The sequence below is a fragment of the Nocardia grenadensis NBRC 108939 genome (genome assembly GCF_001613445.1).
GTDB lineage: Bacteria > Actinomycetota > Actinomycetes > Mycobacteriales > Mycobacteriaceae > Nocardia > Nocardia grenadensis.
Map to the genome: position 1 here is coordinate 73,997 of NZ_BDCJ01000030.1, position 24,760 is coordinate 98,756.

At 67.4% G+C, this 24,760-nt stretch carries 25 protein-coding genes and 1 pseudogene; 11 read left to right on the forward strand and 15 right to left on the reverse strand.

Annotated elements, in window-relative coordinates; translation table 11 throughout:
• Nucleotides 1–7: 7 nt before the first annotated feature.
• The 5 genes from rpsG to NGR01S_RS27550 form a co-directional block, all read right to left on the reverse strand.
• The gene (gene rpsG / locus NGR01S_RS27530) at nucleotides 8–478 is read right to left on the reverse strand and encodes a 30S ribosomal protein S7 (RefSeq protein ID WP_030525248.1); all 471 of its coding nucleotides are present in this window, start codon (nucleotides 476–478) and stop codon (nucleotides 8–10) included.
• Between the two features lies 1 nt (nucleotide 479).
• Nucleotides 480–854, reverse strand: a complete 375-nt coding sequence (gene rpsL, locus NGR01S_RS27535; RefSeq protein ID WP_063041881.1) for a 30S ribosomal protein S12 — start codon at nucleotides 852–854, stop codon at nucleotides 480–482.
• A 408-nt stretch (nucleotides 855–1,262) separates the two neighbouring features.
• Entirely contained in the window at nucleotides 1,263–1,817 is a 555-nt protein-coding gene (locus NGR01S_RS27540; RefSeq protein ID WP_063041883.1) for a DUF3558 domain-containing protein, read from the reverse strand.
• A 5-nt stretch (nucleotides 1,818–1,822) separates the two neighbouring features.
• A complete protein-coding gene (locus tag NGR01S_RS27545; protein ID WP_063041944.1) occupies nucleotides 1,823–2,353 on the reverse strand; it encodes a DUF3558 domain-containing protein in 531 nt (176 codons plus the stop codon).
• Nucleotides 2,354–2,459: 106 nt separating this feature from the next.
• Nucleotides 2,460–3,434, reverse strand: a complete 975-nt coding sequence (locus tag NGR01S_RS27550; RefSeq protein ID WP_063041885.1) for an NADPH:quinone oxidoreductase family protein — start codon at nucleotides 3,432–3,434, stop codon at nucleotides 2,460–2,462.
• Nucleotides 3,435–3,683: 249 nt separating this feature from the next.
• Between NGR01S_RS27550 and NGR01S_RS27555 the strand changes: the two genes are divergently transcribed.
• The 3 genes from NGR01S_RS27555 to NGR01S_RS27565 all read left to right on the forward strand — a co-directional run bounded on the left by NGR01S_RS27555 (nucleotide 3,684) and on the right by NGR01S_RS27565 (nucleotide 6,041).
• Nucleotides 3,684–4,016, forward strand: coding sequence for a type VII secretion target (locus NGR01S_RS27555; protein WP_063041887.1), 333 nt, complete (start codon nucleotides 3,684–3,686; stop codon nucleotides 4,014–4,016).
• Nucleotides 4,013–5,143 carry a transglycosylase SLT domain-containing protein gene (locus NGR01S_RS33040; RefSeq protein ID WP_063041890.1) on the forward strand — a complete coding sequence of 377 codons (1,131 nt, stop codon included), beginning with the start codon at nucleotides 4,013–4,015 and terminating at the stop codon, nucleotides 5,141–5,143. Before NGR01S_RS27555 ends, NGR01S_RS33040 begins: the two co-directional genes overlap by 4 nt.
• Before the next feature lie 127 nt (nucleotides 5,144–5,270).
• Nucleotides 5,271–6,041, forward strand: coding sequence for an acyl-[acyl-carrier-protein] thioesterase (locus NGR01S_RS27565; RefSeq protein WP_063041892.1), 771 nt, complete (start codon nucleotides 5,271–5,273; stop codon nucleotides 6,039–6,041).
• 163 nt (nucleotides 6,042–6,204) lie between these two features.
• Here NGR01S_RS27565 and NGR01S_RS27570 read toward each other — a convergent pair whose 3' ends face one another.
• Nucleotides 6,205–7,881 carry a 4Fe-4S binding protein gene (locus NGR01S_RS27570; protein WP_063041894.1) on the reverse strand — a complete coding sequence of 559 codons (1,677 nt, stop codon included), beginning with the start codon at nucleotides 7,879–7,881 and terminating at the stop codon, nucleotides 6,205–6,207.
• A gap of 176 nt (nucleotides 7,882–8,057) precedes the next feature.
• Here NGR01S_RS27570 and NGR01S_RS27575 point away from each other — a divergent pair, with 176 nt between their 5' ends.
• The gene (locus NGR01S_RS27575) at nucleotides 8,058–8,549 is read left to right on the forward strand and encodes a SixA phosphatase family protein (RefSeq protein WP_063041946.1); all 492 of its coding nucleotides are present in this window, start codon (nucleotides 8,058–8,060) and stop codon (nucleotides 8,547–8,549) included.
• A 3-nt stretch (nucleotides 8,550–8,552) separates the two neighbouring features.
• Here the strand turns inward: NGR01S_RS27575 and NGR01S_RS27580 are convergent, their stop codons facing one another.
• On the reverse strand, nucleotides 8,553–8,753 hold the full coding sequence (locus NGR01S_RS27580) for a hypothetical protein (RefSeq protein ID WP_063041896.1): 201 nt from the start codon (nucleotides 8,751–8,753) through the stop codon (nucleotides 8,553–8,555).
• Nucleotides 8,754–8,951: 198 nt separating this feature from the next.
• Here NGR01S_RS27580 and NGR01S_RS27585 point away from each other — a divergent pair, with 198 nt between their 5' ends.
• The 4 genes from NGR01S_RS27585 (at nucleotide 8,952) to NGR01S_RS27600 (ending at nucleotide 11,831) form a co-directional block, all read left to right on the forward strand.
• Entirely contained in the window at nucleotides 8,952–9,254 is a 303-nt protein-coding gene (locus NGR01S_RS27585; protein WP_063041898.1) for a GNAT family N-acetyltransferase, read from the forward strand.
• Complete coding sequence (locus NGR01S_RS27590; RefSeq protein ID WP_063041900.1) at nucleotides 9,247–10,230, forward strand: pirin family protein; 984 nt, start codon at nucleotides 9,247–9,249, stop codon at nucleotides 10,228–10,230. Before NGR01S_RS27585 ends, NGR01S_RS27590 begins: the two co-directional genes overlap by 8 nt.
• A 127-nt stretch (nucleotides 10,231–10,357) precedes the next feature.
• Complete coding sequence (locus tag NGR01S_RS27595; RefSeq protein WP_084481771.1) at nucleotides 10,358–10,804, forward strand: MerR family transcriptional regulator; 447 nt, start codon at nucleotides 10,358–10,360, stop codon at nucleotides 10,802–10,804.
• 16 nt (nucleotides 10,805–10,820) lie between these two features.
• Nucleotides 10,821–11,831 carry an aldo/keto reductase gene (locus tag NGR01S_RS27600; RefSeq protein ID WP_063041902.1) on the forward strand — a complete coding sequence of 337 codons (1,011 nt, stop codon included), beginning with the start codon at nucleotides 10,821–10,823 and terminating at the stop codon, nucleotides 11,829–11,831.
• Here NGR01S_RS27600 and NGR01S_RS27605 read toward each other — a convergent pair.
• On the reverse strand, nucleotides 11,792–12,682 hold the full coding sequence (locus tag NGR01S_RS27605; protein WP_063041904.1) for a helix-turn-helix transcriptional regulator: 891 nt from the start codon (nucleotides 12,680–12,682) through the stop codon (nucleotides 11,792–11,794). The two genes, NGR01S_RS27600 and NGR01S_RS27605, sit on opposite strands and share 40 nt — an antisense overlap.
• Before the next feature lie 101 nt (nucleotides 12,683–12,783).
• Here NGR01S_RS27605 and NGR01S_RS27610 point away from each other — a divergent pair, with 101 nt between their 5' ends.
• Nucleotides 12,784–13,797: an aldo/keto reductase gene (locus NGR01S_RS27610; RefSeq protein WP_063041906.1), complete on the forward strand. Its 1,014-nt coding sequence runs from the start codon at nucleotides 12,784–12,786 to the stop codon at nucleotides 13,795–13,797.
• A gap of 157 nt (nucleotides 13,798–13,954) precedes the next feature.
• Here NGR01S_RS27610 and NGR01S_RS27615 read toward each other — a convergent pair whose 3' ends face one another.
• The 3 genes and pseudogenes from NGR01S_RS27615 to NGR01S_RS27625 form a co-directional block, all read right to left on the reverse strand.
• Complete coding sequence (locus NGR01S_RS27615; protein WP_063041908.1) at nucleotides 13,955–14,428, reverse strand: SRPBCC family protein; 474 nt, start codon at nucleotides 14,426–14,428, stop codon at nucleotides 13,955–13,957.
• A pseudogene (locus NGR01S_RS27620) lies at nucleotides 14,425–14,752 on the reverse strand (ArsR/SmtB family transcription factor). The gene NGR01S_RS27615 and the pseudogene NGR01S_RS27620 overlap by 4 nt, the downstream one beginning before the upstream one ends.
• Before the next feature lie 5 nt (nucleotides 14,753–14,757).
• The gene (locus NGR01S_RS27625) at nucleotides 14,758–15,177 is read right to left on the reverse strand and encodes a VOC family protein (RefSeq protein ID WP_063041910.1); all 420 of its coding nucleotides are present in this window, start codon (nucleotides 15,175–15,177) and stop codon (nucleotides 14,758–14,760) included.
• 88 nt (nucleotides 15,178–15,265) lie between these two features.
• On the opposite strand from NGR01S_RS27625, the gene NGR01S_RS27630 reads away from it, so the two are divergent.
• Nucleotides 15,266–15,727: a MarR family winged helix-turn-helix transcriptional regulator gene (locus NGR01S_RS27630; RefSeq protein ID WP_063041912.1), complete on the forward strand. Its 462-nt coding sequence runs from the start codon at nucleotides 15,266–15,268 to the stop codon at nucleotides 15,725–15,727.
• Nucleotides 15,728–15,752: 25 nt separating this feature from the next.
• Here NGR01S_RS27630 and cynS read toward each other — a convergent pair whose 3' ends face one another.
• The gene (gene cynS, locus NGR01S_RS27635) at nucleotides 15,753–16,202 is read right to left on the reverse strand and encodes a cyanase (RefSeq protein ID WP_063041914.1); all 450 of its coding nucleotides are present in this window, start codon (nucleotides 16,200–16,202) and stop codon (nucleotides 15,753–15,755) included.
• Between the two features lie 249 nt (nucleotides 16,203–16,451).
• Here cynS and NGR01S_RS27640 point away from each other — a divergent pair, with 249 nt between their 5' ends.
• Nucleotides 16,452–17,366, forward strand: coding sequence for a formate/nitrite transporter family protein (locus tag NGR01S_RS27640; protein ID WP_063041916.1), 915 nt, complete (start codon nucleotides 16,452–16,454; stop codon nucleotides 17,364–17,366).
• On the opposite strand, the gene NGR01S_RS27645 is transcribed toward NGR01S_RS27640, so the two are convergent.
• The 3 genes from NGR01S_RS27645 to NGR01S_RS27655 form a co-directional block, all read right to left on the reverse strand.
• Complete coding sequence (locus tag NGR01S_RS27645) at nucleotides 17,312–19,645, reverse strand: hypothetical protein (protein ID WP_063041918.1); 2,334 nt, start codon at nucleotides 19,643–19,645, stop codon at nucleotides 17,312–17,314. The genes NGR01S_RS27640 and NGR01S_RS27645 overlap by 55 nt on opposite strands.
• A gap of 328 nt (nucleotides 19,646–19,973) precedes the next feature.
• A complete protein-coding gene (locus NGR01S_RS27650) occupies nucleotides 19,974–23,927 on the reverse strand; it encodes a DNA-directed RNA polymerase subunit beta' (RefSeq protein WP_063041920.1) in 3,954 nt (1,317 codons plus the stop codon).
• Nucleotides 23,928–24,037: 110 nt separating this feature from the next.
• A partial coding sequence (locus NGR01S_RS27655) for a DNA-directed RNA polymerase subunit beta (RefSeq protein ID WP_444979990.1) occupies nucleotides 24,038–24,760 on the reverse strand: 723 nt, incomplete at its 5' end.

The following is a 24,760-nucleotide window of genomic DNA, read 5'->3' on the forward strand; positions in this document are numbered from 1 at the left end:
GCAGACATCACCAGCGATAGTGCGCGAAGGCCCGGTTGGATTCGGCCATCTTGTGAGTGTCCTCACGGCGCTTCACCGAGGCGCCCAGACCGTTGCTGGCATCGAGCAGTTCGTTGGCCAGACGCTCGATCATGGTCTTCTCACGGCGCGCCCGCGAGTAGTTGACCAGCCAGCGCAGCGCGAGAGTGTTGGACCGTCCGGGACGGACCTCGACCGGAACCTGATAGGTGGCGCCACCGACGCGGCGCGGCTTGACCTCGAGGGCGGGCTTGACGTTGTCCAGCGCGCGCTTGAGCGTGACGACGGGATCGGTGCCCGTCTTCTCGCGCGCCTGCTCCAGCGCACCGTAGACGATGCGTTCGGCGGTGGACTTCTTGCCGTCGAGCAGGATCTTGTTGACCAGCTGCGTCACCAGCGGCGACCCGTAGACCGGGTCGTTGATCAGCGGACGCTTGGGAGCGGGGCCCTTGCGAGGCATATCAGCTCTTCTCCTTCTTGGCGCCGTAACGGCTGCGGGCCTGCTTGCGGTTCTTCACACCCTGGGTATCGAGCGAGCCCCGGATGATCTTGTAGCGCACACCCGGAAGGTCCTTCACACGACCGCCGCGCACGAGCACCATCGAGTGCTCCTGCAGGTTGTGGCCTTCACCGGGGATGTAAGCCGTGACCTCGACCGCGCTGGTCAGCTTCACACGCGCGACCTTCCGCAGCGCGGAGTTCGGCTTCTTGGGGGTGGTGGTGTACACGCGGGTGCACACGCCACGACGCTGCGGGCTCCCCTTGAGGGCCGCGGTCTTGGTCTTGGAGACCTTGTCGCGGCGACCCTTGCGGACCAGCTGGTTGATGGTTGGCATATACCGGCTTTCCTTTTATCGGTTATGGCGGTGTCAGGGCTGTTCATCGAGCTTTCACCCGCACGTCCAACCACGTTTCTCGCGTCCCGAGGTCGGGCGTGTCGCGCGCAGTTCAGCGCCCGATTTACAGGCACGCTGGAATCGTCAGCCGCTCTCGCTGGCCTACGTCTACGCTCGAACTTGCCCGTATCCTTCCGGGCACAGCGGTCCACTGTACTCGGGCGTGGTGAATAGGGTCAAAACCGGGGTGATGTTGTGATATGGCGGGCCGCTGTCGGCCCCTCGGATTCCGGCTCTCGGCCCTCCCCGGGCATTCTCGCGATCCCTTCTCAACCGCCGAACACCCGCCGCTTGTTCCCCGACCTGCCCGGATTCGCAGGGCGCGTACCGCGCCGCACATCGGAGCAGCTAACGGGCGATATTGAGCGTCAGCTCGAGCAATTTCTTGGCGGCGGCGCACGGGTCGGCCGTCCCGCCCGAGGAGTTCACCCACCAGCCGATCACCCCGGAATCGGCGGCACTCGCGGTCATCCCGCACGACCTCGGATCGTTCGGCCGCCGGATCTCCAGTGCGATCGTCCCCTGCACGGTGGTTTTGGTGCTGGTGTAACCGAGTTTGTCGTTGGTCGCCTGTTCGGTGCGCAACGACCCGTTCTCGTACCAGTTGAGCGTGAGCATTCCCGAGCCACCGCCGATATCCCACATGCAGACGGCCCCGAAGAACGAGTCGCTGATATAGGTGTTGCCGCCGAGCGCGTCGATGATCTGCTGGTCGGTCACCACATCGCATTCACGGAGCAGCTTGTCGATGTGGTCGGTATTGACCGATTCGCCGCCACCGACCGGTAGCGCGGTCCCTTCCACGGTAGTGCCGCAGCCGACACCGAGCACCGTGATCACCGGCAGGGCCAGTGCCGCGGCGGCGGTGCGCAGTCGCCGGTGGCGGGTTCGCAGACGTCGCATCCTCTTCACCCCAGCCGCTCGATGGTCAGTTCGGCCAGCGCTCGGCTGCGATCGCACGGATTGCCGCGGTCGGTACCGAACGAACCCAGCGAGGTCGACCATTCGAAGAAATCGTCGTCCAACTGGACCGCGAGATCGCAGATGGTGCCGGTGGGATCGAGTGCCGCGAAACCGTTCCGGCCGCCGACGGTGATCGGTTCCGGCGGCCGGCCGTGCGTGGTGACCCAGGCCTTCTCTCTTTCCAGCGGGCTACCGCGGTAGGAGGCGAAGGTGATCGAGGCACCGCCCAGTCCACCCGACTGCCAGTTGCAGCCGACCGCGTTCTTGTACGACTGGACGATCTGCCGCAGGCCCCCCAGGTCACGCACCTCGTTGTCGGTGACATGTCCGCATTCCCCCACGAACGGACCGAGCGCGGCCACCTTCGGCGCCGGACCGCGCGGCCCGTCGGCTTCCTCGGAGCCCTGGTCGGATCCGCAGCCCGTCAGAGCAAACGCCGCGGTTAACCCGAGGACTATCGCCGACCTGATCCGCATGCCGTGCACAATACCGACGAAAGATCGCTCCCGGCGGCGGTGCAGGTCGCCGATGGTTTGCGGCCGGGTGGTCCGGCCCGCGGCTCGCACCGCGGGCCGGAGGTATTCAGCGAACGGCGACCACGACTTTGCCGGTGGCGGCACGCTTTTCCAGCGAGGCCACCGCCTGCGCGGCCTGCTCCAGCGGGAACAGCACCGCCTGCGGCGCGGCGATCTCGCCGGCGGCGAACAGCGGCTCCACCTCGGCCCATTGCTCGGCCAGATACCCCGGGTGCGAAAGCATCCATTCACCCCAGCCCGCGCCGACGACCTCGACATTCTTCAGCAGCAGCCGGTTCACCTTCACCGTCGGGATATCGCCGCCGGTGAAGCCGACCACCAGCAGCCGGCCGCCGCGGGCCAGCGAGCGGATGCTGTCGGTGAAGCGATCGCCGCCCACCGGGTCGAGCACGATATCGACCCCGCGGTTGTCGGTGAGTTCCTTGACCCGGTCCAGCCAGCCGTCGGTGAGTACGACATCGGTGGCGCCGTGCGCACGAGCGATCTCGGCCTTCTCCTCGGTGCTCACCACCGCGATCACCCGGCCGGCGCCCAGTGCGCCCGCCAGCCGCAGGGTGGAGGTGCCGATCCCGCCGGCAGCGCCGTGGACCAGCACGGATTCACCTTCGGCGAGGCGGCCGCGGTTGCGCAGGCAGAAGTGCACGGTGAGATCGTTGAACAGGATTCCGGCGCCCGCCTCGAAGGAGATGTTGTCCGGGAGTTTGAAAACCATCTCGGCGGCGGTACTGGCGACTTCGGCCATGGCGCCGCCGAGCATAGTGAGGGCACAGACGCGGTCGCCGGGTTTCACATGCGATCCCTCGGGCGCCTCGCGCACCACACCCGCGACCTCGCCACCGACCACGAATGGCAGCTGGGGTTTCATCTGGTAGAGCCCGCGGGTCATCAGTACGTCGGGGAAGGCCACCCCGGCGGCGTGCACATCGATCACCACACCGCCGGGCAGCGGCTGCGGTTCCGGGATGTCGACGATCTCGATTGCCTCCGGCCCCCCGAGTTTGCTGACCTGAGCTGCGCGCATATGCCGACCTCTCTGTTCGCCGACCGGCGGTTATAGATACGCGCCAGTCGATATGTACCAATCCGCCCGTCCTCATCAACTTAATCGGCGCCACCGGCCCGAGTCCATCCCCGCCCGGGCCGGGCCGGGCCGCGCCGGCGCGTACGAGCAACGGCGTCGACCGATCACCGCTGGTCGAGCACGCCTCGGGGAAAGCGTCGTTTTGTTAGGCTCGGCCACGAACAACGGGCGGGAATCCCTGGGGGACAGATGAACGAAGAGGCGAGCACACCCGGTACCACGGTCCGGGTCGATCCCGGGCTGCTGCGCGGCTTCGCCGGTCGGCTCGACACCGAGGCGGACGCCGTCACCGCACTCGACGCCGCCGGGGTGTTCGCCGCGGCGGCCACCGCACTACCCGGCACCGGTTTCGGCCCGCCCGCACAACGCGCCGCCGACCTCGCCGCCGACTGCCTGCGCCGGGTGAGCGACCGGCTCACCACCATCGCCGACACCCTGCGCACCAGCGCGGGCGACTACGAGATGACCGAAGCGGAGGTCACCGAGGCGCTCACCACCGTGGGAATGGAGACCTCGGTATGACCCTCACCCTCGGCAACGTAGAACAGTGGCAGACCGATCACCTCACCGCGGCCGCCACCCACGCGACCACCCTGGCCGGCCGGCTCGACCAGCTCACCGGCGGCGCGGTCACCGACACCCGGGCGATGGACTGGGCCGGGCCCGCCGGGGCCGCCGCGAATACTCGGATGGACACCGAACGGACCCGCACCGGAGCGGTGAGCGCGGCGCTGCTGAAACTCGATACCGCCCTGCGCGCCGAACTGACCAATCTGATCGAGGCCAGGAACAAGGTCCTGCGGTGGCGTGATACCGCTCGCGATACCGCACAACCACCGCTACCGGCATTCGAGGTCGCCGACGACGGCACCGTCAGCGCCCAGGCCCGGATCGACTACCTGCGCCGAGCCGCCGGAGATACCGCCGATTCCCCCGAGATGCAGCGCACCGAACTCGGTCAGCGACTCGTGGCGGCCTCGCATCAATGGCATCTCGTGAACGCCCTGAAAACCGCCGAGGACACCGCCGAGCGGGCCGCCAACCAGGTACAGCAGGCCGTCACCGAACTCGAGAACGCCTACGCCACCCTGGGCGAACCGGGCACCCCACCCACCGCCGCGCCCACGGTCCCGGCCGCCACTGCGCCGCCGTCCACAGGCGACAATCCGCAGACCGCCGCCGGATACCCCACCACCAGCGGCTCGCCGACGAGTTCGCTGATGGGCGGCACCGCCACCGACAGCGGCGGCCCCGCGCTCTCCTCCGGCACCGCCCCCACCACCATGCCCACCGGGGACCGGGCCGAATGGATCGAGGAAGCCATCCGGGTGCTGCGCGAGAACGGCTACGACATCGACGATTCCGAGGCCGCCACCATCGCGCTGATCATCGAACGCGAATCCGGTGGCAATCCGAACGCGATCAATCTGTGGGACAGCAACGCCGCGGCCGGTATCCCGTCGAAGGGCCTCATGCAGACCATCGACCCGACCTTCAACTCCTATTCGCTGCCCGGTCACGGCGATATCTGGAACCCGGTGGACAACATCATCGCCGGTACGCGATACGCCATCGACCGGTACGGTTCGCTCGGCAATGTGCCAGGAGTGGTCGGCGTGTCCAACGGCACCGGCTACGTCGGATACTGACCGCCGCCACCCGCCGAGCACGGCGAACCGACGGCTCGGCGTGGCGCGGTGACACAGGCCCCGTAAAGTCGTCTCACAGGAAACACGTAGAAGTACCGCGGCCCAACCCGCCGCGCGAGGAGCACAAGTGTCACTCGATCAGCCGCTCGCCCCGCTTCCCCAGGAGGGCACGGGGTTCGCTACAGCGTGGCCGGTGCGAGCCGGCGACGTGGACCCGTACAACCGTGTGCGCCTCGACGGTGTCGCCCGCTACCTCCAGGACATCGCCTGGGAAGACCTCCAGCAGTCGATCCTGGAACAGAGCGACCCGAGCTGGATTATCCGGCGCACGGTCATCGACGTGGTCCGCCCGGTTTTTTGGCCCGACCACGTCCACCTGCGACGCTGGTGTTCGAGTATGTCCACCCGCTGGGCGAATATGCGAGTGCGCATCACCAGCGACCGGGGCGGTCTGATCGAAACCGAAGGTTTCTGGATCAATATCAACGAGTCGAACAATATGCCCGCCCGGATCAGCGATGCGGGCCTGGCCTACCTCGCCCGGACCACCGCCGAACAACGACTCCGCTGGCGCCCCTGGCTCACCGACCCCGCGCCACCCGAATCCGACACCGACCTGCCGTTCCCACTGCGGGCCACCGATATCGACCAGTACAACCATGTGAACAACACCTGCTACTGGCAGGCCGTCGAGCAGTATCTGGTCGACTACCCCAAACTGGTCAGTGGCCCGCACCGCGCGGTCATCGAATACGTTGCGCCGGTCCTGGCCCGGCAGCACATCAGCATCCGCAGCCGATACGAACCCGGAGACCGGACCACGGGCCGGCCGACCCTGCGCCTGTGGTTCGTGGTGGACGGGATCACCACCACGATCGTCCGTATCGCGCCGCTGTAGACCACGAGAACCGGCCGGGAGTCGGCGGTGGTGGCGGTGTACCGGGAAGCTCGGGGTCGGGGCGTCCGACCCCGAGCCTTTCGGTCGCGGCGAACGACCGGGAGGGGGCACGGACCCACTCCGCCGCGCGGCCCGGTAACCGGCCCGCCGCCGCGACTCGCCGTCAGCTACCGCCCTTGGCCGCCTGGAGCAGGTCGGCGAGGGTGGTGAATTTGACCCGAGGCCGGCCGGCGTCCTTGCCGGCGCCGCGTTCGGCCTGGTCGATGGCCTTCCAGCCGACGCGGTCCACCAGGTCCGGCTGGCGTTCCCGGACCAGGGCGCGCAATGCGTCCCGGTCGGCGGTCGGAGCGGCCAGCTTGCCGGCGATGAAATCGGCGATCAGGCCCTCGACCGTTTCCTCGGAGTCGACCCGGTTGGAGCCGATGACACCGCGCGGGCCGCGTTTGATCCAGCCGCTCACGTACACCCCGGTGAGAGGCCGACCGTCGGCGCCTATCACGCGACCGTGTTCGTTGGGGACCACCGCGCGCTTGTCATCGAAGGGCAGGTCGGGGACCGGCCGTCCGCGGTAGCCGATGGACCGCAGCACCAGCGACGCCGGGAGGCTACCGACCTCACCGGTGGGGCGGGCGTTGAGGATTCCGTCCTCTTCCACCAGTTCGTTGCGGGCGTACTCGAGTGCTTCGACCTTGTCGGTACCGGTGAGCGCCGTGGGGGCGGCCAGGTACTTGAACACGATCCGCTTGTTGCCCTCGGCCGGCGGTTTCGCGGCGAATTCCTCGGCGAGCGCGTACTTCAGTTTCAGCGAGGGTTCGACGTCCGGGTGGTCGAGCAGCGCCTGCGAGGCCGGATCGAGTTCCAGTTCGGCCGGGTCGATGACGATATCGACTCCGGACAGGTGCGCCAGCGCCAGGAACTCCGGTGAGGTGTAGGCGGCTTGCAGCGGACCCCGCCGGCCCAGCACCACGACCTCGCGAATATTGCTGCCGCGCAGGGCGGCCAGGGCGTGGTCGGCGATATCGGTTTTCGCCAGCTCGTCGGGATCCACGGTCAGCACGCGGGCGACATCGAGCGCGACATTGCCGTTGCCGACGATGACCGCCCGTTCGTCGGAGAGGTCGAAGACCCGGTCGGCGTAGTCGGGATGCCCGTTGTACCAGGCCACGAACTCGGTCGCGGAATGGCTGCCCGGCAGATCTTCGCCCGGGATACCCATGCGCCGATCCGAGGACGCGCCCACCGCGTAGAGAACCGCGTGATGATGGGCCAGCAGTTCCTCGTGGGTGATGTGCTTGCCGACCTCGACGTTCAGGTAGTACTGCAGGGTGTCGCGCCGGAATGCCGATTCGAACATGCCCGCGACCGTTTTGGTGCCGGGATGGTCGGGGGCCACCCCGGCGCGGACCAGGCCCCACGGCGTGGGCAGCCGGTCGAACATCTCCACCTGGACATCGCAGCGCCGCAACAGTTCGTCGGCCGCGTAGGCGGCCGCCGGGCCGGCGCCGACGATGGCGACCCGCAACGTACCCAGATCCTTGGGCGGCCGCACGGGGGTCGCGATCGGATCCAGGTTCGACTCCAGCGGATGCCGCTCGAACCAGGCCGCGTTGATCTCCCGGAAGCGGGCCAGCGACGCGGACAGATCGTCCTCGGAGAAGATGGCCTCCACCGGGCACGCGTCGACACAGGCGCCGCAGTCGATGCAGGTGTCGGGGTCGATGTAGAGCATTTCGGTCGTGGCGAATTCCGGCTGATCCGGAGTCGGGCGGATGCAGTCGACCGGGCACTCGGAAACGCAGCTCGCGTCGTTACAGCAACGCTGCGTGATTACGTAGGCCATATTTGTGCAGATCCTCGAGACTTATATGCGGACTGGTGCCGTCCGGGTCGCGGGTGGCAGGGCGTGACGACTGAGCATGGACCGGGATCACCGGGCCTCCCTCCATTGTGACGCCGCTTTCAGTTTGCCTCGAGTGTGTTGTGGATCTCCGCACCGAGGGTGCCTACGGTGGAGCCATGGTTCGGACTCTGATCTTGATGCGGCACGGGAAGTCGGCGTACCCGGCCGGAATCGAGGACCACGAGCGCCCGCTGGCGCCGCGCGGGAAGCGAGAGGCGGCATTGGCGGGCACCTGGCTGCGGGCGAACCAGCCGCCGATCGAGGCGGTGCGTTGTTCCACCGCGACCCGTACCCGGGAAACGCTCACCGCCACCGGTATCACCGCGCCGGTCGCGTTCGAGTCCGGGATCTACGAGGCCACGACCGACTATCTGATCGAACTGGTCGGGCTCACCGACCCCGCTGTCTCCACCCTGCTCGTGATCGGGCACGCACCCGGTCTGCCGTGGACGGCGTGGGAACTCGCCGCCGCGCGCGATACCGAGGACGCCGTGCGGTTGAGCCGCAAGTTCCCCACGTCCGCGCTGGCGGTGCTGCGTATACCCGGCGCATGGAACCGGGTCGGCCCGGGTACGGGCGACCTGGTGGGCTTCCACGTACCGCGCTGACACTCAGCGCAGCAGTTTACCGCCGAACACCGCGCCGGCGCCGAGCACGACGAGCAGCAGGAACGCCGCCCAGCCGCCGATCAGCCACCAGACCAGACCGAACACCACCACGACCGGCGCCACCGCGATAGCGGTGATCACCGGGCTCTCCCGGACCGTGGCCCACGCCGAACGCGCCCGGACCCGGTCGATTTCCTTGGCCATACTCCCAGGCTACGTGCCGAACCCCGGATGCGCTGGCACGTGCGTGTTCCGGCCGGTGACCCCCTGGACAAACCCGGCCATGTGGCCCGTCGGAGCGCGGCGTCGGGTCTCGACGGCTGAGTACGCTGGCGCTCGGCGGTACGGCCCCGCGTCGTGGCGCCATGCGCAGATAGCCCGACACGGAAAGGAGCCGCGGAGATGACCGAAGCGACCGAGCAGAGCAAGGTGGTGCGCAACCCCGGCGAGAACCGTTACGAGGTGTGGTACGGCGCCGAACTGGCCGGGTTCGCCGAGTACACCGAGCGCGGCGGGGAAACCGTCTTCACCCATACCGAGATCGGGCCGGAGTTCGGCGGTAAGGGGCTGGGCAGCCGGCTGGCCGAGTTCGCGATCTCCGACACCGTGGACCGCGGGCGCAAGATCCGGCCCGAGTGCCCGTTCATCCGGAGCTATCTGGAGAAGCATCCGCAGTACAACGAGCACGTGGTCGGCGGTGAGTGACCTCGATCCGCACCCCACCGAGACCCTGTGCGAGCCGGGGACCGGGCCGGGGCCGATAACGCGGCTGTATCCGGCCCGGGAAGTGCCGCTGGGCGGTGTGCGCGGCACCTATGTGGAACGGACCCTGCCGCAGCGCGAGCTGCCGACCGTCGGGGCCTGGTGCTTCCTGGACTATTTCGGCGCTCCGACGGTGACCGTCACCGACGCGCCGCCGGATATCGATCCGCATCCGCATATCGGCCTGCAGACCGTCACCTGGCCGTTCGAGGGAATGATCCGGCACCGGGATTCGGTGCGCTCGGATGTGCGCATCGAACCCGGCCAGCTCAATCTGATGACCTCCGGGCGCGGGATCGCCCACTCGGAGTACACGGTGCCCGAGGCGCCCGCCGGGCGCGGGCTGCAGTTGTGGGTCGCGCTGCCGGAGGGGCACCGCGATATCGCGCCCCATTTCGAACAGCATCGGGATCTACCCGTCCGCACCGCCCCGGGTCTACGCGCGACCGTGCTGCTGGGTTCGCTGGCCGGGGTGACCTCGCCGGCGACGATCTACACCCCCTTGGTGGGAGCCGATATCGAGATCGATCCCGCGACCGCGGCCACGCTGCCACTGGAGCCGGAGTACGAGTACGCGCTGCTGGCGATCGAGGGCACGTTCACCGCCGCCGGGTGCGAGCTCACGCCGGGCCCGCTGCTGTATCTGGGCACCGGCCGCGACAGCCTCGACCTGTCCAGCGACTCCGGCGGCCGGTTCGCCTTGATCGGCGGGGAGCCGCTGGCGGAGGAACTGGTGATGTGGTGGAACTTCGTCGCGCGCGAGCACGCGGAGATCGTGGCGGCCCGCGCGGATTGGGAGTCGCACAACACCGAGCGTTTCGGTGATATCACCGGCCATACCCCGGACCAGCGCATTCCTGCGCCACCCATGCCCGGTGGGCAGTTGAAACCCCGGGCCCGGCGACCACACGGCAGCTGATCCGCCGAGCAATGCTTGCCTGGAGTGCACTCCAGGTGGATAACGTTGTCCTCGTTCGACGAGAGGATATCGAGCGCCACACGGAAAGCATTGTGGTGCAGTATTTTCGGCAAGGAGAGTAGGCGGCGTGAGTATCTCCGACCCCGGCCCGAACCTCACCGATCCGGCTCGGGAACTTCCCCGGCATTCGATCGGGGCGGCGGCCCGGCACTGCGGCCTGAGCCAGGACACGCTGCGCTGGTACGAGCGCATCGGCCTACTGGCGCATATCGGCCGCGACCACACCGGCAAACGCCGGTTCAGCGACCGCGACCTGGACTGGCTGACGCTGATCACCCGTTTGCGTACCACCGGTATGACGGTGGCGGACATGATCCGCTACGCCGAACTGGTCCGCGCCGGCTCGAGCACCATCCCCGAACGGCTCGCGATGTTCCGCAAGACCCGCGCCGACGTCCTCGAACGTATCGCCGAACTCGAACAAACCGTGGCGGTGCTGGATCACAAGATCTCGCTCTACGAGCAGCACGTCCCCGGCGACGCCACCCGGTCACCCGATAACGCAGCATCGTGAAGGGATATCCGAGACCATGACCGAAGTACTGCCGACCGCCCCGCTGGGCACCACCGGAATCCGGGTGGGTGTCCAAGGGCTGGGCTGCATGGGTATGAGCGAGTTCTACGGCCCCACCGACCGCGCGGAATCCCGCGCGACCCTGGACCGCGCCCTCGAACTCGGCATCACCCTGTTCGACACCGCCGATATCTACGGTTCCGGCGACAACGAGGAATTCCTGAGCGATTTCGTCCGCGCGAACCGGGACCGGATCGTGCTGGCCACCAAGTTCGCGATCGTCCGCCGGGCCGACGACCCGCACTATCGCGGCATCGACAACTCCCCCGACTACATCCGGCAGGCCGTCGACGCCAGCCTGCGCCGCCTCGGCACCGACACCATCGACCTGTACTACATGCACCGACGCGATCCCGGGGTACCGATCGAGGACAGTGTGGGGGCGATGGCGGAGCTGGTGCGCGTGGGCAAGGTGCGCGCGCTCGGCCTGTCCGAGGTCACCGGGGCGGAACTGCGCGCCGCGCACGCGGTCCATCCGATCGCGGCGGTGCAGTCGGAGTGGTCGCTGTTCTCCCGCGACGTCGAGCGCACGGCGGTTCCCGCCGCCGCCGAACTGGGTGTCACCTTCGTGCCCTATTCACCGCTGGGCCGGGGTTTCCTCACCGGCGCCCTGCCCGGCACCGACGACCTGAGCGACAGCGATTTCCGGCGACAGATGCCGCGTTTCACCGGCGACAATGCCGCGCACAACGCCGCCCTTCTCGCACCGCTGCACGCTATCGCGCAAGCGCGCGAACTCACGCCCGCCCAGATCGCGCTGGCCTGGGTGCAGTCGCGAGGACAGGTGCACGGGCTGCCGGTGGTACCCATTCCCGGCACCCGCCGCCGGACCCGGCTCGCAGAGAACGCCGCCGCGGCCGCGGTCACCCTGACCGCGGCGGAACTGGATCGGCTGGAGCCGATCGCCGCGCAGGTGGCCGGACCGCGCTACGCCGATATGTCGTTCACCTCGGCCGGTCGCGAGTAGGACGGCTGCTCCGGCTCCCCCAGCCGCTGGTTGCCGATGACGCGCAGCAGTTCCATCTTCTCCGCGGCATCGGTACCCGGCAGCGGCCAGTAGATGAGCAACCGCTGGGTGGCGCTGGGGGTCAGCATGGTCTCGCAGAACATGTCGATCACGCCGACCTCCGGGTGCACCGCGCTCTTGGTGTCGGAGTGCCGGACCGCCACCTCGTGTTCGTTCCATAGCCGCTCGAACTCCGGACTGTTCGCGCGCAGCGCGCCGATGAACTCGATGACGTCGGGATCCTTCGGCCGGCGCGCGGCGGTCGCCCGCAGGTCGGCCACCTGCCGGCGGGCGAGCCCGTCGGTGTCCTGTACCCGGGCGAGCGCGCGGGCTTCCGGTTCGGTGAACCACCGCCAGGCGTAGAACCGGCCCCAGCCCTGCTGTTCGGCCTGGTCGCCGAACAGCAGAGTGTGCATCCGGTTCTGCACCAGGCATTCGCCGAGGTCCGTGATGACCGCCGCCGGGATATCGTCCAGTTTCGCGAGTACGTGCATCAGTCCCGGCCCGACGTGCTTATCGGTCCGGCTGCCGCCGGGCGGCGCGTGTTCGCACAGGAGATAGATGTGATCGCGTTCGTCGGCGGTACAGCGCAGCGCACGGGTCAGGGCGGCGAGCACCTGGGTCGATGGCCGGGGGCCGCGCGCCTGCTCCAGCCGCGTGTAGTAGTCGGTGGAGATCCCGGCCAGCTGCGCCACTTCGTCACGGCGCAGGCCCGGGGTGCGGCGGCGGGTTCCCGGCGGCAGGCCGACCGACTCGGGAGTCAACTGCTCCCGGCGGCGACGGAGAAAATCGGCGAGTTCGCTGCGATCCATACCTCCACTGTCGCGCACCGCCGCGCGGTCGGCCAGGGATCGCCGCTCCCCCGATAAAGCGTCTCTGCCACGGGCGCGCCCCGTCCACCACCGTGGTCGGTATGACGAATACACAGATCGCGGTCGCACAACTCGGCAGCACCGGGCCGACGGTCGGGCGGATCGGTCTCGGCGCGATGGGAATGTCGGGATCCTACGGCCCCGCCGACGAGACCGAATCGACGGCCACCGTGCACGCCGCACTCGATTCCGGCGCCCGACTCGTCGATACCGGCGATTTCTACGGTATGGGCCACAACGAGTTGATGGTGGGTCGGGCCATCGCCGACCGTCCGCGGGAGGAGACGATCCTCAGCGTGAAGTTCGGCGGCATGATCGGACCGGATGGCAGCTGGCAAGGGTTCGACAACCGTCCGGCGGCACTGCGCAACTTCCTGAGCTACAGTCTGCGCCGGCTCGGGGTCGAGCATGTCGACATCTACCGCCCGGCACGGCTGGACCCGGCGGTACCGATCGAGGACACCGTGGGCGCCATCGCCGAACTCGTCGACGCGGGGTATGTGCGGTATATCGGCCTGTCCGAGGTGGGCGCCGAAACCCTGCGCCGGGCGGCGGCGGTACACCCGATCGCCGACCTGCAGATCGAGTACTCGCTGTTCTCCCGCGGAATCGAAACCGAGATCCTGCCCGTCTGCCGCGAACTCGGCATCGGCATCACCGCCTACGCTGTGCTCTCACGGGGCCTGCTCAGCGATACCGCGCCCGGCCGCACCGCCGGTTTCCGTCCGGCCGATTACCGCGCCCACACCCCGCGTTTCCAGGGCGACAACCTCACCGCGAACCTGGAACTGGTCGGAGCGCTGGCCGCGCTGGCGCGGGACAAGGGCGTTTCCACCGCCCAGCTGGCCATCTCCTGGGTACTGAGCCGCGGCGACGATATCGTTCCGCTGATCGGGGCGCGCACCCGCACCCGCTGGTCGGAGGCCCTCGGCGCGCTCGATATAGCTCTCACCGCGGCCGATGTCGCCGCGATCGAGGCCGCGGCTCCGGCCGCGGCGGTAGCGGGTGGCCGGTACGCGGAGGCCCAGATGAGCGCACTCGACAGCGAGCGCTGAACCCGGCCGAGCGGGAAAGGGACCCGATCGGGCAAGAGCACCTCACCTCGAACAACCGGCCGACGCCGGAGCGGAGCCCCGGCACCCGACCCGGATCGGTTGGCCGAGACGCCTCGTCGCGGGCCCCGGCGGACGGCCGGGGCCCGCGACGAGGGACTCATTTCGCCAGCAGTGCGTCCAGCGCCCGGTAGCTGGCATTGAGCCCGTCGGCCATCCCGGATTGCAGCATGCCGTCCCGCTCCTCCGGAGTATGGAACTGGCTGACCGTGACCACCCGGGTCCGCCCGTCACCCAGATCCTCGAAGGTTGCGGTGTCGATGGCGACGTGTGCCGGCATCCCGTCCCATTCGAAGGACTGCACGATCCGCTCCTGCGGCACGATCTCGCGGATCCGTCCTTCGAACCCGTGCGACTGCCCGTCGGCCTCTTCGACGAACCGCCAGTGTCCGCCGACCCGGAACTCCCAGCGCTCGACATCGATTCGATTGCCCCGGCCCCACCATTGGGTGAGTTGTTCAAGGCGGGTGTAGGCGTCCCACACCCGTTCGCGCGGGGCGTCGAAAACCCGCTCGATCCTGATCTCGCGATCCGCGGCCGCGGTGACAACGGCTTCTCCGGTGGCAGTGCTCATGGTTTGTGCTCCGTTCGTTGCAGGAATTCGCCGAGACGGTCCATACGTGCCTCCAGCATCTGCCGGTAGACCTGCAGCCAGGCCACCTCAGTCGGAAAACATCGGGCCCGACCTGGCAGTACCGGATCCGGCCCTGTTTCCCGTGACACCATGCCCGCGTCCTCTAGCAACCGGATGCTTCTTGATGCCGGTGAGGGTCATCGAGAAGTCCTGCGCCAGCTCGCTGACGGTGGCCGGGCCACAGCCGAGTAGCTCGAGGATGCCCCGCCGGGTGGGGTCCGCGAGCGCCCCGGAGGAAGCGTCCATGGACTCATACTGAACCATCTAGTTCAGAATTGATCGCCCGGCGCGCCCTGCCAACCGGCGACGGTGAATATTTCGTAGCTGTGCCCTTCCGGCGATCGGACGTACATACCGCGGCCGCCGCTCAGATGGTTGATTTCCCGGTCCCAGCCGTTCTCGGGCCCGGACCCGTACTCGACCCCGGGCCATCGCGCCAGCCTTCGCAGCACCGCGTCGAAGGTGACCTCGTCCACCTGGAAGCCGTAATGACCCGGCTCGACCCGGCCGCGATCGTCGAAATCGAAGGTCAGATCCTCGTTCACCCGAACCGGCACGAACGGTCCGGCCGGATCACCCACCGCCAACCCCATGAGCTCGGCGAAGAACGTGGCCCCCGCCACACGATCCGACACGGGCACGATGGTGTGGTCGAGCACGATGCGTGGGGTGTTATTCGGGCCGGACATGGGACCCCTCCTCCTCAATTGCATGTATTACACATATAATTTACATGCACATCACACATAAATTCTCGAAGAGGTTAGATTGGTCCATATGAGCGGCAGCTCCACCCCCGCAGACGGCGGGCCCGCCCTGTTCCGCCTGGTCCGGTTCTGGTCCCGGCGCTGGATACAGCGCGCCGCCGGGGGACAGGGCGCGGAGCTGGGCAACGCCCAGCACGTCCAGGTCGTGGAGGCGGTGGCAGGTGCCGCCGAGGCCCCCGCCGAGGCGACCATCACCGCGGTCGCCCACCAGCTCGGTCTCGATCATTCCGGAGCCAGCCGGATGGTCCGTGACGCCACCACCGCCGGTTACCTCTCACGCCGCGAATCCGACCTGGACCGGCGCCGCACCGCCCTGCACCTCACCCCGGCAGGTACCCGCCTGCTGGCCGACGCGCACAATTGGCAACGGCAGGTATTCGACCGGCTCACCGGCGATTGGTCCCCCGCCGACCGCCGCCGGTTCGCCGGCTACCTCCAGCGGCTGGCCGACGAACTACCGCACAACCAATGAGAACCGGTCGGGCGGCGGTCCCGGATCACCACCGGTAGTCGAGGAACTTCCCGTCGAAAGTGATGACCACGCGATCGCCGTCGGGGTCGGGACGGCGGGCGAAGTCGACCTTGAAGTTGATGGCACTCATGATCCCGTCACCGAACTCCTCGTGGATGAGTTCCTTCAACGCGGGCCCGTACACCGAGAGCGCCTCCACGAAGCGATAGATCGTCGGATCGCTCATCAGTGCCGGATCGGCGCCGCGGGCCGGCTGTAAGGCCAGGCTCTCGGCCACCGTATCGTCCAGCCCGAGCAGTCCACATACCGTGCCCGCCTGCTCCGCCGTCATCGGATGCTGCCCGAGCAACGCCGCGGTCGTCCACACCAGCGGGGCACCGAGAGCGTCGGCGATATCGGCCCAGGACAAGCCCTGGCGGATACGGGCGGTGACAACGAGGTCGGCGGCCGCGCGCTTGCTCATGATCGGTTCCATACGAGACTCCTAGCATCGGGAAACATCGAAAGCCTCCCATCGCCGAACGCGCCGAACCGAATCGGTATCACAATGTTTACCTCCGAGACATCACGGTCGGCGTGGCCGTCACTCGAGGTCACGCGCGAGGCACACACACCGCGCGGCTCCGGTGAGGGCTCGGTAACACGGGTGCGCTCGGCGCGATACCGGCGGGAAATCTCGGCATCGCACACTTCGGCACGGAAGACCACAACCGAAGGGCGTGCCATGTCTTATCTCAAACCAGCGGACTTCGTAAAAGAAATGATCGACGCCGGCGAAGCGAAGGCATTCATGTCCACGCGCGACACCGTGATCCGCGCCTATATGGCCGGGGCGATCCTGGCGCTCGCCGCAGCCTTCGCGGTCACCGTCACGGTCCAGACCGGCCAGGCGCTGCTCGGCGCGGTCCTGTTCCCGGTGGGTTTCTGCATGCTCTACCTACTCGGGTTCGACCTGCTCACCGGCGTATTCACCCTGGTACCGCTGGCCTGGCTGGACCGGCGCCCCGGCGTGACCTGGCGAGCCCTGCTGCGGAACTGGGGTCTGGTGTTCACCGGTAACTTTCTCGGCGCGTTCACCGTCGCGGTCATGATGGCGGTCATCGTGACGATGGGTTTCTCGATGGATCCCAATGAAGTCGGACAGAAACTCGGCGAAATCGGCGTTTCCCGCACGGTCGGTTACGCCGACCACGGTGCCGCGGGCATGCTCACGCTTTTCATCCGCGGTGTGCTCTGCAATTGGATGGTTTCCACCGGGGTGGTCGCGGCGATGATGTCGACTTCGGTGTCCGGGAAGGTCATCGCCATGTGGATGCCCATCATGCTGTTCTTCTACATGGGATTCGAGCATTCGATCGTCAATATGTTCCTCTTCCCGTCCGGCCTGCTGCTCGGTGGTGACTTCTCGATCGGCGACTATTTGATCTGGAACGAGATCCCCACGGTGATCGGCAATCTGGTGGGCGGTCTCGCCTTCGTCGGCCTGACGCTCTACGCCACCCATGCGCGCACCGCCACGCCGCGACCCCGGCCGACCGAAACCACCGGTACCAACTCCGCGGTGGCCACCAGGGATGCCGAGACTCAGCCGGCGGCGAAGGCCGACGCGGGCGCGCGGGTCGCTTCGGCGGCCCAGTAGTCGGTGTCGACGGCCGCGTTCTGCGCCGCGAAGAAGCGGCGGCGATTCTCGATATCGGCCGGGTCGACGACGAAGGCGGTCATCGCAGTGGAGACCCGCTGCGCGTGTTCGTCACCGATCCAGCGCAGGATCCGGGCCGCCTCTTCCTCGGAGTACTCCGCCGTCTCCTCGCCGGTCGCCACCCTCTGGATCCGGTTCAGCTTCGCCCGGGCCGGCGCGGACAGATACTCTTCGCCGGCCCGCCGCGCCGCGCCGCGCAGTTGGATCCCCTCCCGTCCGAGAGAGTAGGCGAGCACAGCCCGCTCCAGTTCCGCATGGGCCGCCGGAGTGTTCATCGCCGCAGCGTAATTCGAGGCCGCGACCACTTCGGCCAGGTTCTTATCGGCCAGCGACACATCGCCCCCGTGTTTCACCACATAACCTCGTGCCTCCACCGCGCGCTGGATCATGTTCTCGTCGGTGAAGCCGGCGCCGCGCAACGATGCGGCGACCTGCCCGAGGAATCCGCCACCGCCGACGAGCACCCCGTCGACCGCGGCGGCCGCGCCCCGCACCGTGTTCACCCCGCCCCGGCCGGCCATATCGGCGACTGCGGTCGCGTCCCTGGCGGCATGGGAGAGGTGCAGCCGATCGAGGAAGGCGTGCGTGAACAGACCGTCCGGGCCCCCGATCTTCTCGTCGTTCCACCGCATGTTCCACGCACCCCACTGGTCGAGCATGGCGCTCTGCCGTTTCCGGGAATGCGGTTCCAGCGGCGCGACCCGGTCGAACAGCCATGCCGCCGCCGGGGTGCTGTTCAACGTACTGAGCGCGGCGGCCCCGGCGATCAATCCGAGTCCCGGAACACCGGAGTTGGACAGGCCGCTGGAACCCATGCCGAGCGCCGAACCGCCGCCGGCACCGCCCGCACCACCGCCCGGCGCCTGCTGTAGAGCGAGCGAGAACCGATCGACAATCCACTCGTTGCCCTGCCGCAGCGCGGCGGAGAACCGCCGGAACTGGAGCAGGCCGACGATTTCCACCACCGCGCCGAGGATCAGGACCAAGGTCGCTTGATCGCCCGCCTGGTCGAACAGGTTGCCGAGGAACAGTACATACAAACCCAGATAAATGACATAGGCCGCCATCACCACGGCACCGTAGAAGCTGTCCACGAGGTTGCGGACCAGGAACGTCTGCGTGGGACCGTAGACGAAACCACCCGCCGCGAAACCGAATATCGCCGCGAAACCGTGGAAGATCGAATCGAGAGCCGACCAGATGATCTTGATCGAGAGGTAGGTCCCGAACGCGAGCAGAATACCGGCGCAGATCAGTACGACCAGCCCCGAGCCCACCTGTCCCATGGTCGGGTTCAGCGCGGCCTGGTGCGCCGCCGCATCACCGCAGGCACGCAGCCCGGAGGCCAGGGCCGAATCCGAACCCGACCGCATTCCGGCCGACCAGACAGCCGCGCAGCCCGGCCGGTCGTCGAGCACATGCCCGAAGTTCCACACCTGGACCTGCCGCCGGGCGAAATTATCGGCCAGATTCACCTGCATCGTCGCGACCAGCCCGGTCGGGTCGCTGTGCATATGCCCGGTGAGCCCGGCCGCGACCGCGATACCGAGATCCCGCCCCTGCGACATCAGCCCGTGCGAAGAGAGGACATCCTCGAGCGGTTGGGCCATGAAGGCCGGCCCGATCACGGCGACCCCGACCATGGTCACCGCCTGGGTGGCCGCCCGCGCGTAGTGGCCGCGCAACACGAACCACGCCACAATGAACGCACCGAGCGAAGCCGCGACGATGAGCACCATCGGGATACCGATCTGCGCGTGCAGGCTTCGGGCGACTCCGGATAGCGCGTCCCCGAACGGATCCAGCCAGTGAAAGCTCATCGTGTAGCCGATCACCCAGATCGCACCTGTCACAATGACGATATAGCCGGCGAATTCGAGTCCGAGTACCACCGAGATGGCCGTTTCCAACGGCTCGAACAGACTGCCGTGTGTGGTGACGAACCGATAGTGGGTCAGTTCGACGCCGCTGGAATCGCGGACGTTCATCCAGTTCAGTGCCGGAAAACCGGCGGTCGCTACCGATTCGGTGTCCCCGGCCGCGGCCAGCGCGGCCGCCCCGAGCATTGCGGGGAGCACGAACAGAACTGAACCGAGCACCGCGAGCCGCCGGAACCATCGGCGGCGACGTGCCGGCTTCGTAACCTTTACACCGGCATCCTGCGCACGCCCGGCGCGTGCCCGAGTACCGCGCACGAGCTGGGTGATTCGGAATGTCATGGGCCCTCCGGCGGTCGTCGGTTCGGCAACTGTTCGACGACTCCGGCAGACAGTGCGCTGCCACGGTATTCACCACTGTTCGACCCAACGACGTTTGTACGCAATGTGATCGAAATGCCCGGTTCATATTCCCACTGCTGAACCGATCCGGCCGCGGCCGGGGCCGGATACCACGCCGCACCCGACAGCAGTTTCGAATTCCGCCCGGCCGCGCTGCCGGACGGCCTGCGGAAAAGCTCCCGGCCCCGGCCGGCGAACAACGGGCCCGGAACGCACTTCGGCCCCGCACCGAAACGGTGCGGGGCCGAATGCTGTTGCTACCTACCGATTACCGGTAGTCGCTGAACCCGTAATCGTCCAGCGGGACCGCGGCACCGGTGGTGGCGCCGAAGCCCTCCGGGCTGTAGTAGGTGTCGTCGTAGGACGGCACCGCGTACGCCGCGGCACGCGCTTCCTCGGTCGGCTGAACCTGGATGTTGCGGTACCGGTTGATACCGGTACCGGCCGGGATCAGCTTACCGATGATCACGTTCTCCTTGAGGCCGATGAGCCGGTCGGAGCGGCAGTTGATCGCCGCGTCCGTCAGGACTCGGGTGGTCTCCTGGAAGGACGCCGCCGACAGCCACGAATCGGTGGCCAGCGACGCCTTGGTGATACCCATCAGCACCGGACGTCCCGCCGCGGGCTCATTGCCCTCGGCGACCACGCGGCGGTTGGATGCCTCGAACTCCGAACGCTCGGTGAGTGAACCGGGCAGGAACTCGGTGGCACCCGAATCGATGATCGTCACCCGGCGCAGCATCTGGCGAACGATGACCTCGATGTGCTTGTCGTGGATGGACACACCCTGGCTCCGGTAGACCTCCTGGACCTCGTGGACCAGGTGGATCTGAACCTGCCGGGGGCCCATCACGCGCAGCACCTCGTGCGGATCCGCCGCGCCCTCCAGCAGCTGCTGGCCGACCTCGACGTGATCGCCGTCGGAGAGCAGCCGCTCGGTGCCGTCGTCGTGCTTGAACACGCGCAGCCGCTGGCGCTTGGACAGCTTGTCGTAGACCACATCGTCCCCGCCGTCGTCGGGAATGATGGTGATCTTGTAGAAGCGGTCGTCGTCCTCCAGCCGTACCCGACCCGAGACCTCCGCGATCGGTGCCTTGCCCTTGGGCACACGAGCTTCGAAGAGCTCCTGCACACGGGGCAGACCGCCGGTGATGTCGTCACCCGCGACACCACCCTGGTGGAAGGTACGCATGGTCAGCTGGGTACCGGGCTCACCGATGGACTGGGCGGCGACGATACCGACGGCCTCGCCGATATCGACGAGCTTGCCGGTGGCCATCGAGCGGCCGTAGCAGGTCGCGCAGACTCCGGTGCCGGTGGTGCAGGTCAGCACGGAGCGGACCTTCACCTCGGTGATACCGGCGTCCAGCAGCGCCTCGATCGCGGGATCGCCCAGGTCCGCGCCCTTGGTGACCACGACGTTGCCGCTCTCGTCGAGCGCGTCCGCGGCCAGGGTGCGGGCGTAGGCCGAGGTCTCCACGTGCGGGTCACGGATGAGCAGGCCGTCCGGCTGCTTCTCCGCGATATGCACGGTGATACCGCGTTCGGTGCCGCAGTCGTGCTCGCGCACGATCACGTCCTGCGAGACGTCCACCAGACGACGGGTCAGGTAACCCGAGTCGGCGGTACGCAGCGCGGTGTCGGCCAGACCCTTACGAGCACCGTGGGTGTTGATGAAGTACTCCAGCACCGTCAGGCCCTCACGGAAGGAGGACTTGATCGGCCGCGGGATGAACTCACCCTTCGGGTTCGTCACCAGGCCCTTCATACCCGCGAGGGTACGGGTCTGGGTGAAGTTACCCGTGGCGCCCGAATCGACGATCGTGATGATCGGGTTGTCGGCCGGGTAATGCGCGCGCAGCGCCCGACCGACCTCTTCGGTCGCTTCCTGCCAGATCTTGACCAGCGCGTTGTTGCGCTCCTGATGATCGAGCGCACCACGCTGGTACTTCTTCTCGATCTGATCGGACTGCGCCTCGTAGCGCTCCATGATCTCGGCCTTCTCCGGCGGAACGAGCACGTCCGACATGGAGACGGTGACACCCGAACGCGTGGCCCAGTAGAAGCCGGCGTCCTTGAGCTTGTCGACGGTCTGCGCGACCACGATCATCGGGTAGCGCTCGGCGAGATCGTTGATGATCGTCGCCTGCCGCTTCTTCGGCATCGGCTCGTTGATGAACGCGTAGTCACCCGGGAGCAGCTCGTTGAACAGTACCCGGCCCAGGGTGGTCTGGGTGGTCCACGCGTCGCCGCGCCGCCAGCCCTCCGGGAACAGTTCCGCCTCGACGTCCCTGGGCGGACGCTGATCGGTCAGCCGCACCTTGATGGTCGACCGCACGGTGAGCTCACCGCGGTCCACCGCCATCTGCGCCTCGGCCGGCGAGGAGTACACGCCCTGCTCCGGACCGTCGGCCGTCGCGGGCCGGTACTCGCCCTTGGCGCCTTCGTCGAGCCGGGTCAGGTAGTACAGACCGGTCACCATGTCCAGACGCGGCATGGCCAGCGGGCGACCCGACGCCGGGGACAGGATGTTGTTCGAGGACAGCATCAGGATGCGGGCCTCGGCCTGCGCCTCCGCGGACAGCGGCAGGTGCACGGCCATCTGGTCACCGTCGAAGTCGGCGTTGAACGCCTCACAAACCAGCGGGTGCAGCTGGATGGCCTTACCCTCGACCAGCTGCGGCTCGAAGGCCTGGATACCGAGGCGGTGCAGGGTGGGCGCACGGTTCAGCAGCACCGGGTGCTCGGCGATGACCTCTTCGAGGACGTCCCACACCTGCGGCCGCTGCCGCTCGACCATCCGCTTGGCGGATTTGATGTTCTGCGCGTGGTTGAGGTCGACCAGCCGCTTCATCACGAACGGCTTGAACAGCTCCAGCGCCATCAGCTTGGGCAGACCGCACTGGTGCAGTTTCAGCTGCGGGCCGACGACGATCACCGAACGGCCGGAGTAGTCGACACGCTTACCGAGCAGGTTCTGCCGGAAACGACCCTGCTTACCCTTGAGCAGATCGCTCAGGGACTTCAGCGGGCGGTTACCCGGGCCGGTGACCGGCCGGCCGCGACGGCCGTTGTCGAACAGCGCGTCGACGGATTCCTGCAGCATCCGCTTCTCGTTGTTGACGATGATCTCGGGGGCACCGAGGTCGATCAGTCGCTTGAGGCGGTTGTTGCGGTTGATGACGCGACGGTAGAGGTCGTTCAGGTCGGAGGTGGCGAAGCGGCCACCGTCGAGCTGGACCATCGGCCGCAACTCCGGCGGGATCACCGGAACGGCGTCGAGCACCATGCCCATCGGGGAGTTGCCGTTGGTCTGGAATGCCGCGACGACCTTGAGCCGCTTGAGCGCACGCAGCTTCTTCTGGCCCTTACCGCTGCGGATGGTCTCGCGCAGGCTCTCGGCCTCGGCCTCGATATCGAAGTTCTCCATCAGCTTCTGGATGGACTCCGCGCCCATCGCGCCGGTGAAGTACTCGCCGTAGCGATCGGTGATCTCGCGGTAGAGGACCTCGTCCACGATCAGCTGCTTGGGAGCCAGCTTGGTGAAGGTGTTCCAGATCTCCTCGAGCCGGTCCAGCTCACGCTGGGCCCGGTCGCGGAGCTGCTTCATCTCCCGCTCGCCGCCGTCCTTGACCTTGCGGCGCACATCGGACTTCGCGCCCTCGGCCTCGAGCTCGGCCAGATCGGCCTCGAGCTTCTGGGCCCGGGCCTCGAGGTCGGCGTCGCGCTGATCGGCGACGGTCTTCTTCTCGACCTCCATCTCGGCCTCGAGAGTCGACAGCTCGTTGTGCCGCATCTCGTCGTCGACCGCGGTGATGACGTAGGCGGCGAAGTAGATGATCTTTTCCAGATCCTTCGGCGCCAGGTCGAGCAGGTAGCCGAGGCGGCTCGGCACACCCTTGAAGTACCAGATGTGGGTGACGGGGGCAGCCAGCTCGATATGGCCCATCCGCTCACGGCGCACCTTCGCCCGGGTCACCTCGACGCCGCAGCGTTCACAGATGATGCCCTTGAAGCGGACGCGCTTGTACTTACCGCAGTAGCACTCCCAGTCCCGGGTGGGACCGAAGATCTTCTCGCAGAACAAGCCGTCCTTCTCCGGCTTGAGCGTGCGGTAGTTGATGGTCTCCGGTTTCTTCACCTCGCCGTAGGACCACTGGCGGATGTCGTCGGCGGTGGCCAGGCCGATCCGGAGTTCATCGAAGAAGTTGACGTCTAGCACGTAACTTCCTTTCCCCTGTGCGGGTCGAATACGAGCAAAAGTTCTCTATTGGATTCGAACGCGTTGGCCGGGTGCCGCGCCGTAATTCGTCACGGCACCCGGCCAACGCCCTAGTTCGCCAGATCGTCGACGGTGGCCGCTTCGTTCCTGGACAGGTTGATGCCCAGGTTGGCCGCCGCCCGCTCGAGATCCTCGTCGTCGCCGTCGCGCATCTCGATCGCGGCGCCGTCCGACGACAGCACCTCGACATTGAGGCACAGGGACTGGAGTTCCTTGAGCAGAACCTTGAACGATTCCGGGATGCCCGGTTCCGGAATGTTCTCGCCCTTGACGATCGCCTCGTAGACCTTCACCCGGCCCACCACATCGTCGGACTTGATGGTCAGCAGTTCCTGCAGCGTGTAGGCCGCGCCGTAGGCCTGCATGGCCCAGCACTCCATCTCACCGAAGCGCTGACCACCGAACTGCGCCTTACCACCGAGCGGCTGCTGGGTGATCATCGAGTACGGGCCGGTCGAGCGGGCGTGGATCTTGTCGTCGACCAGGTGGTGCAGCTTCAGGATGTACATGTAGCCCACCGCCACCGGGTACGGGAACGGCTCACCCGAACGACCGTCGAACAGCATCGACTTGCCGTCGTCGTTGACCATGCGCTCACCATCACGGTTGGGCAGAGTCGACGCCAGCAGCCCGGTCAGTTCCTCCTCACGCGCACCGTCGAAGACCGGTGTCGCGATATTGGAATCGGCCGGAGCGCCCAGCATCTCCTCCGGCAGCGCCTTCGCCCAATCCGGACGGGTGCCGTCGGCGGCGACATCGACTTCCCAGCCGGC

Excerpts from the sequence above, each read along its gene's own strand:
- rpsG (WP_030525248.1), bottom strand. The coding sequence starts at position 478 with ATGCCTCGCAAGGGCCCCGCTCCCAAGCGTCCGCTGATCAACGACCCG.
- rpsL (WP_063041881.1), bottom strand. The coding sequence starts at position 854 with ATGCCAACCATCAACCAGCTGGTCCGCAAGGGTCGCCGCGACAAGGTC.
- NGR01S_RS27540 (WP_063041883.1), bottom strand. The coding sequence starts at position 1,817 with ATGCGACGTCTGCGAACCCGCCACCGGCGACTGCGCACCGCCGCCGCG.
- NGR01S_RS27545 (WP_063041944.1), bottom strand. The coding sequence starts at position 2,353 with ATGCGGATCAGGTCGGCGATAGTCCTCGGGTTAACCGCGGCGTTTGCT.
- NGR01S_RS27550 (WP_063041885.1), bottom strand. The coding sequence starts at position 3,434 with ATGCGCGCAGCTCAGGTCAGCAAACTCGGGGGGCCGGAGGCAATCGAG.
- NGR01S_RS27555 (WP_063041887.1), top strand. The coding sequence starts at position 3,684 with ATGAACGAAGAGGCGAGCACACCCGGTACCACGGTCCGGGTCGATCCC.
- NGR01S_RS33040 (WP_063041890.1), top strand. The coding sequence starts at position 4,013 with ATGACCCTCACCCTCGGCAACGTAGAACAGTGGCAGACCGATCACCTC.
- NGR01S_RS27570 (WP_063041894.1), bottom strand. The coding sequence starts at position 7,881 with ATGGCCTACGTAATCACGCAGCGTTGCTGTAACGACGCGAGCTGCGTT.
- NGR01S_RS27575 (WP_063041946.1), top strand. The coding sequence starts at position 8,058 with ATGGTTCGGACTCTGATCTTGATGCGGCACGGGAAGTCGGCGTACCCG.
- NGR01S_RS27580 (WP_063041896.1), bottom strand. The coding sequence starts at position 8,753 with ATGGCCAAGGAAATCGACCGGGTCCGGGCGCGTTCGGCGTGGGCCACG.
- NGR01S_RS27585 (WP_063041898.1), top strand. The coding sequence starts at position 8,952 with ATGACCGAAGCGACCGAGCAGAGCAAGGTGGTGCGCAACCCCGGCGAG.
- NGR01S_RS27600 (WP_063041902.1), top strand. The coding sequence starts at position 10,821 with ATGACCGAAGTACTGCCGACCGCCCCGCTGGGCACCACCGGAATCCGG.
- NGR01S_RS27605 (WP_063041904.1), bottom strand. The coding sequence starts at position 12,682 with ATGGATCGCAGCGAACTCGCCGATTTTCTCCGTCGCCGCCGGGAGCAG.
- NGR01S_RS27610 (WP_063041906.1), top strand. The coding sequence starts at position 12,784 with ATGACGAATACACAGATCGCGGTCGCACAACTCGGCAGCACCGGGCCG.
- NGR01S_RS27615 (WP_063041908.1), bottom strand. The coding sequence starts at position 14,428 with ATGAGCACTGCCACCGGAGAAGCCGTTGTCACCGCGGCCGCGGATCGC.
- NGR01S_RS27625 (WP_063041910.1), bottom strand. The coding sequence starts at position 15,177 with ATGTCCGGCCCGAATAACACCCCACGCATCGTGCTCGACCACACCATC.
- NGR01S_RS27630 (WP_063041912.1), top strand. The coding sequence starts at position 15,266 with ATGAGCGGCAGCTCCACCCCCGCAGACGGCGGGCCCGCCCTGTTCCGC.
- cynS (WP_063041914.1), bottom strand. The coding sequence starts at position 16,202 with ATGGAACCGATCATGAGCAAGCGCGCGGCCGCCGACCTCGTTGTCACC.
- NGR01S_RS27640 (WP_063041916.1), top strand. The coding sequence starts at position 16,452 with ATGTCTTATCTCAAACCAGCGGACTTCGTAAAAGAAATGATCGACGCC.
- NGR01S_RS27645 (WP_063041918.1), bottom strand. The coding sequence starts at position 19,645 with ATGACATTCCGAATCACCCAGCTCGTGCGCGGTACTCGGGCACGCGCC.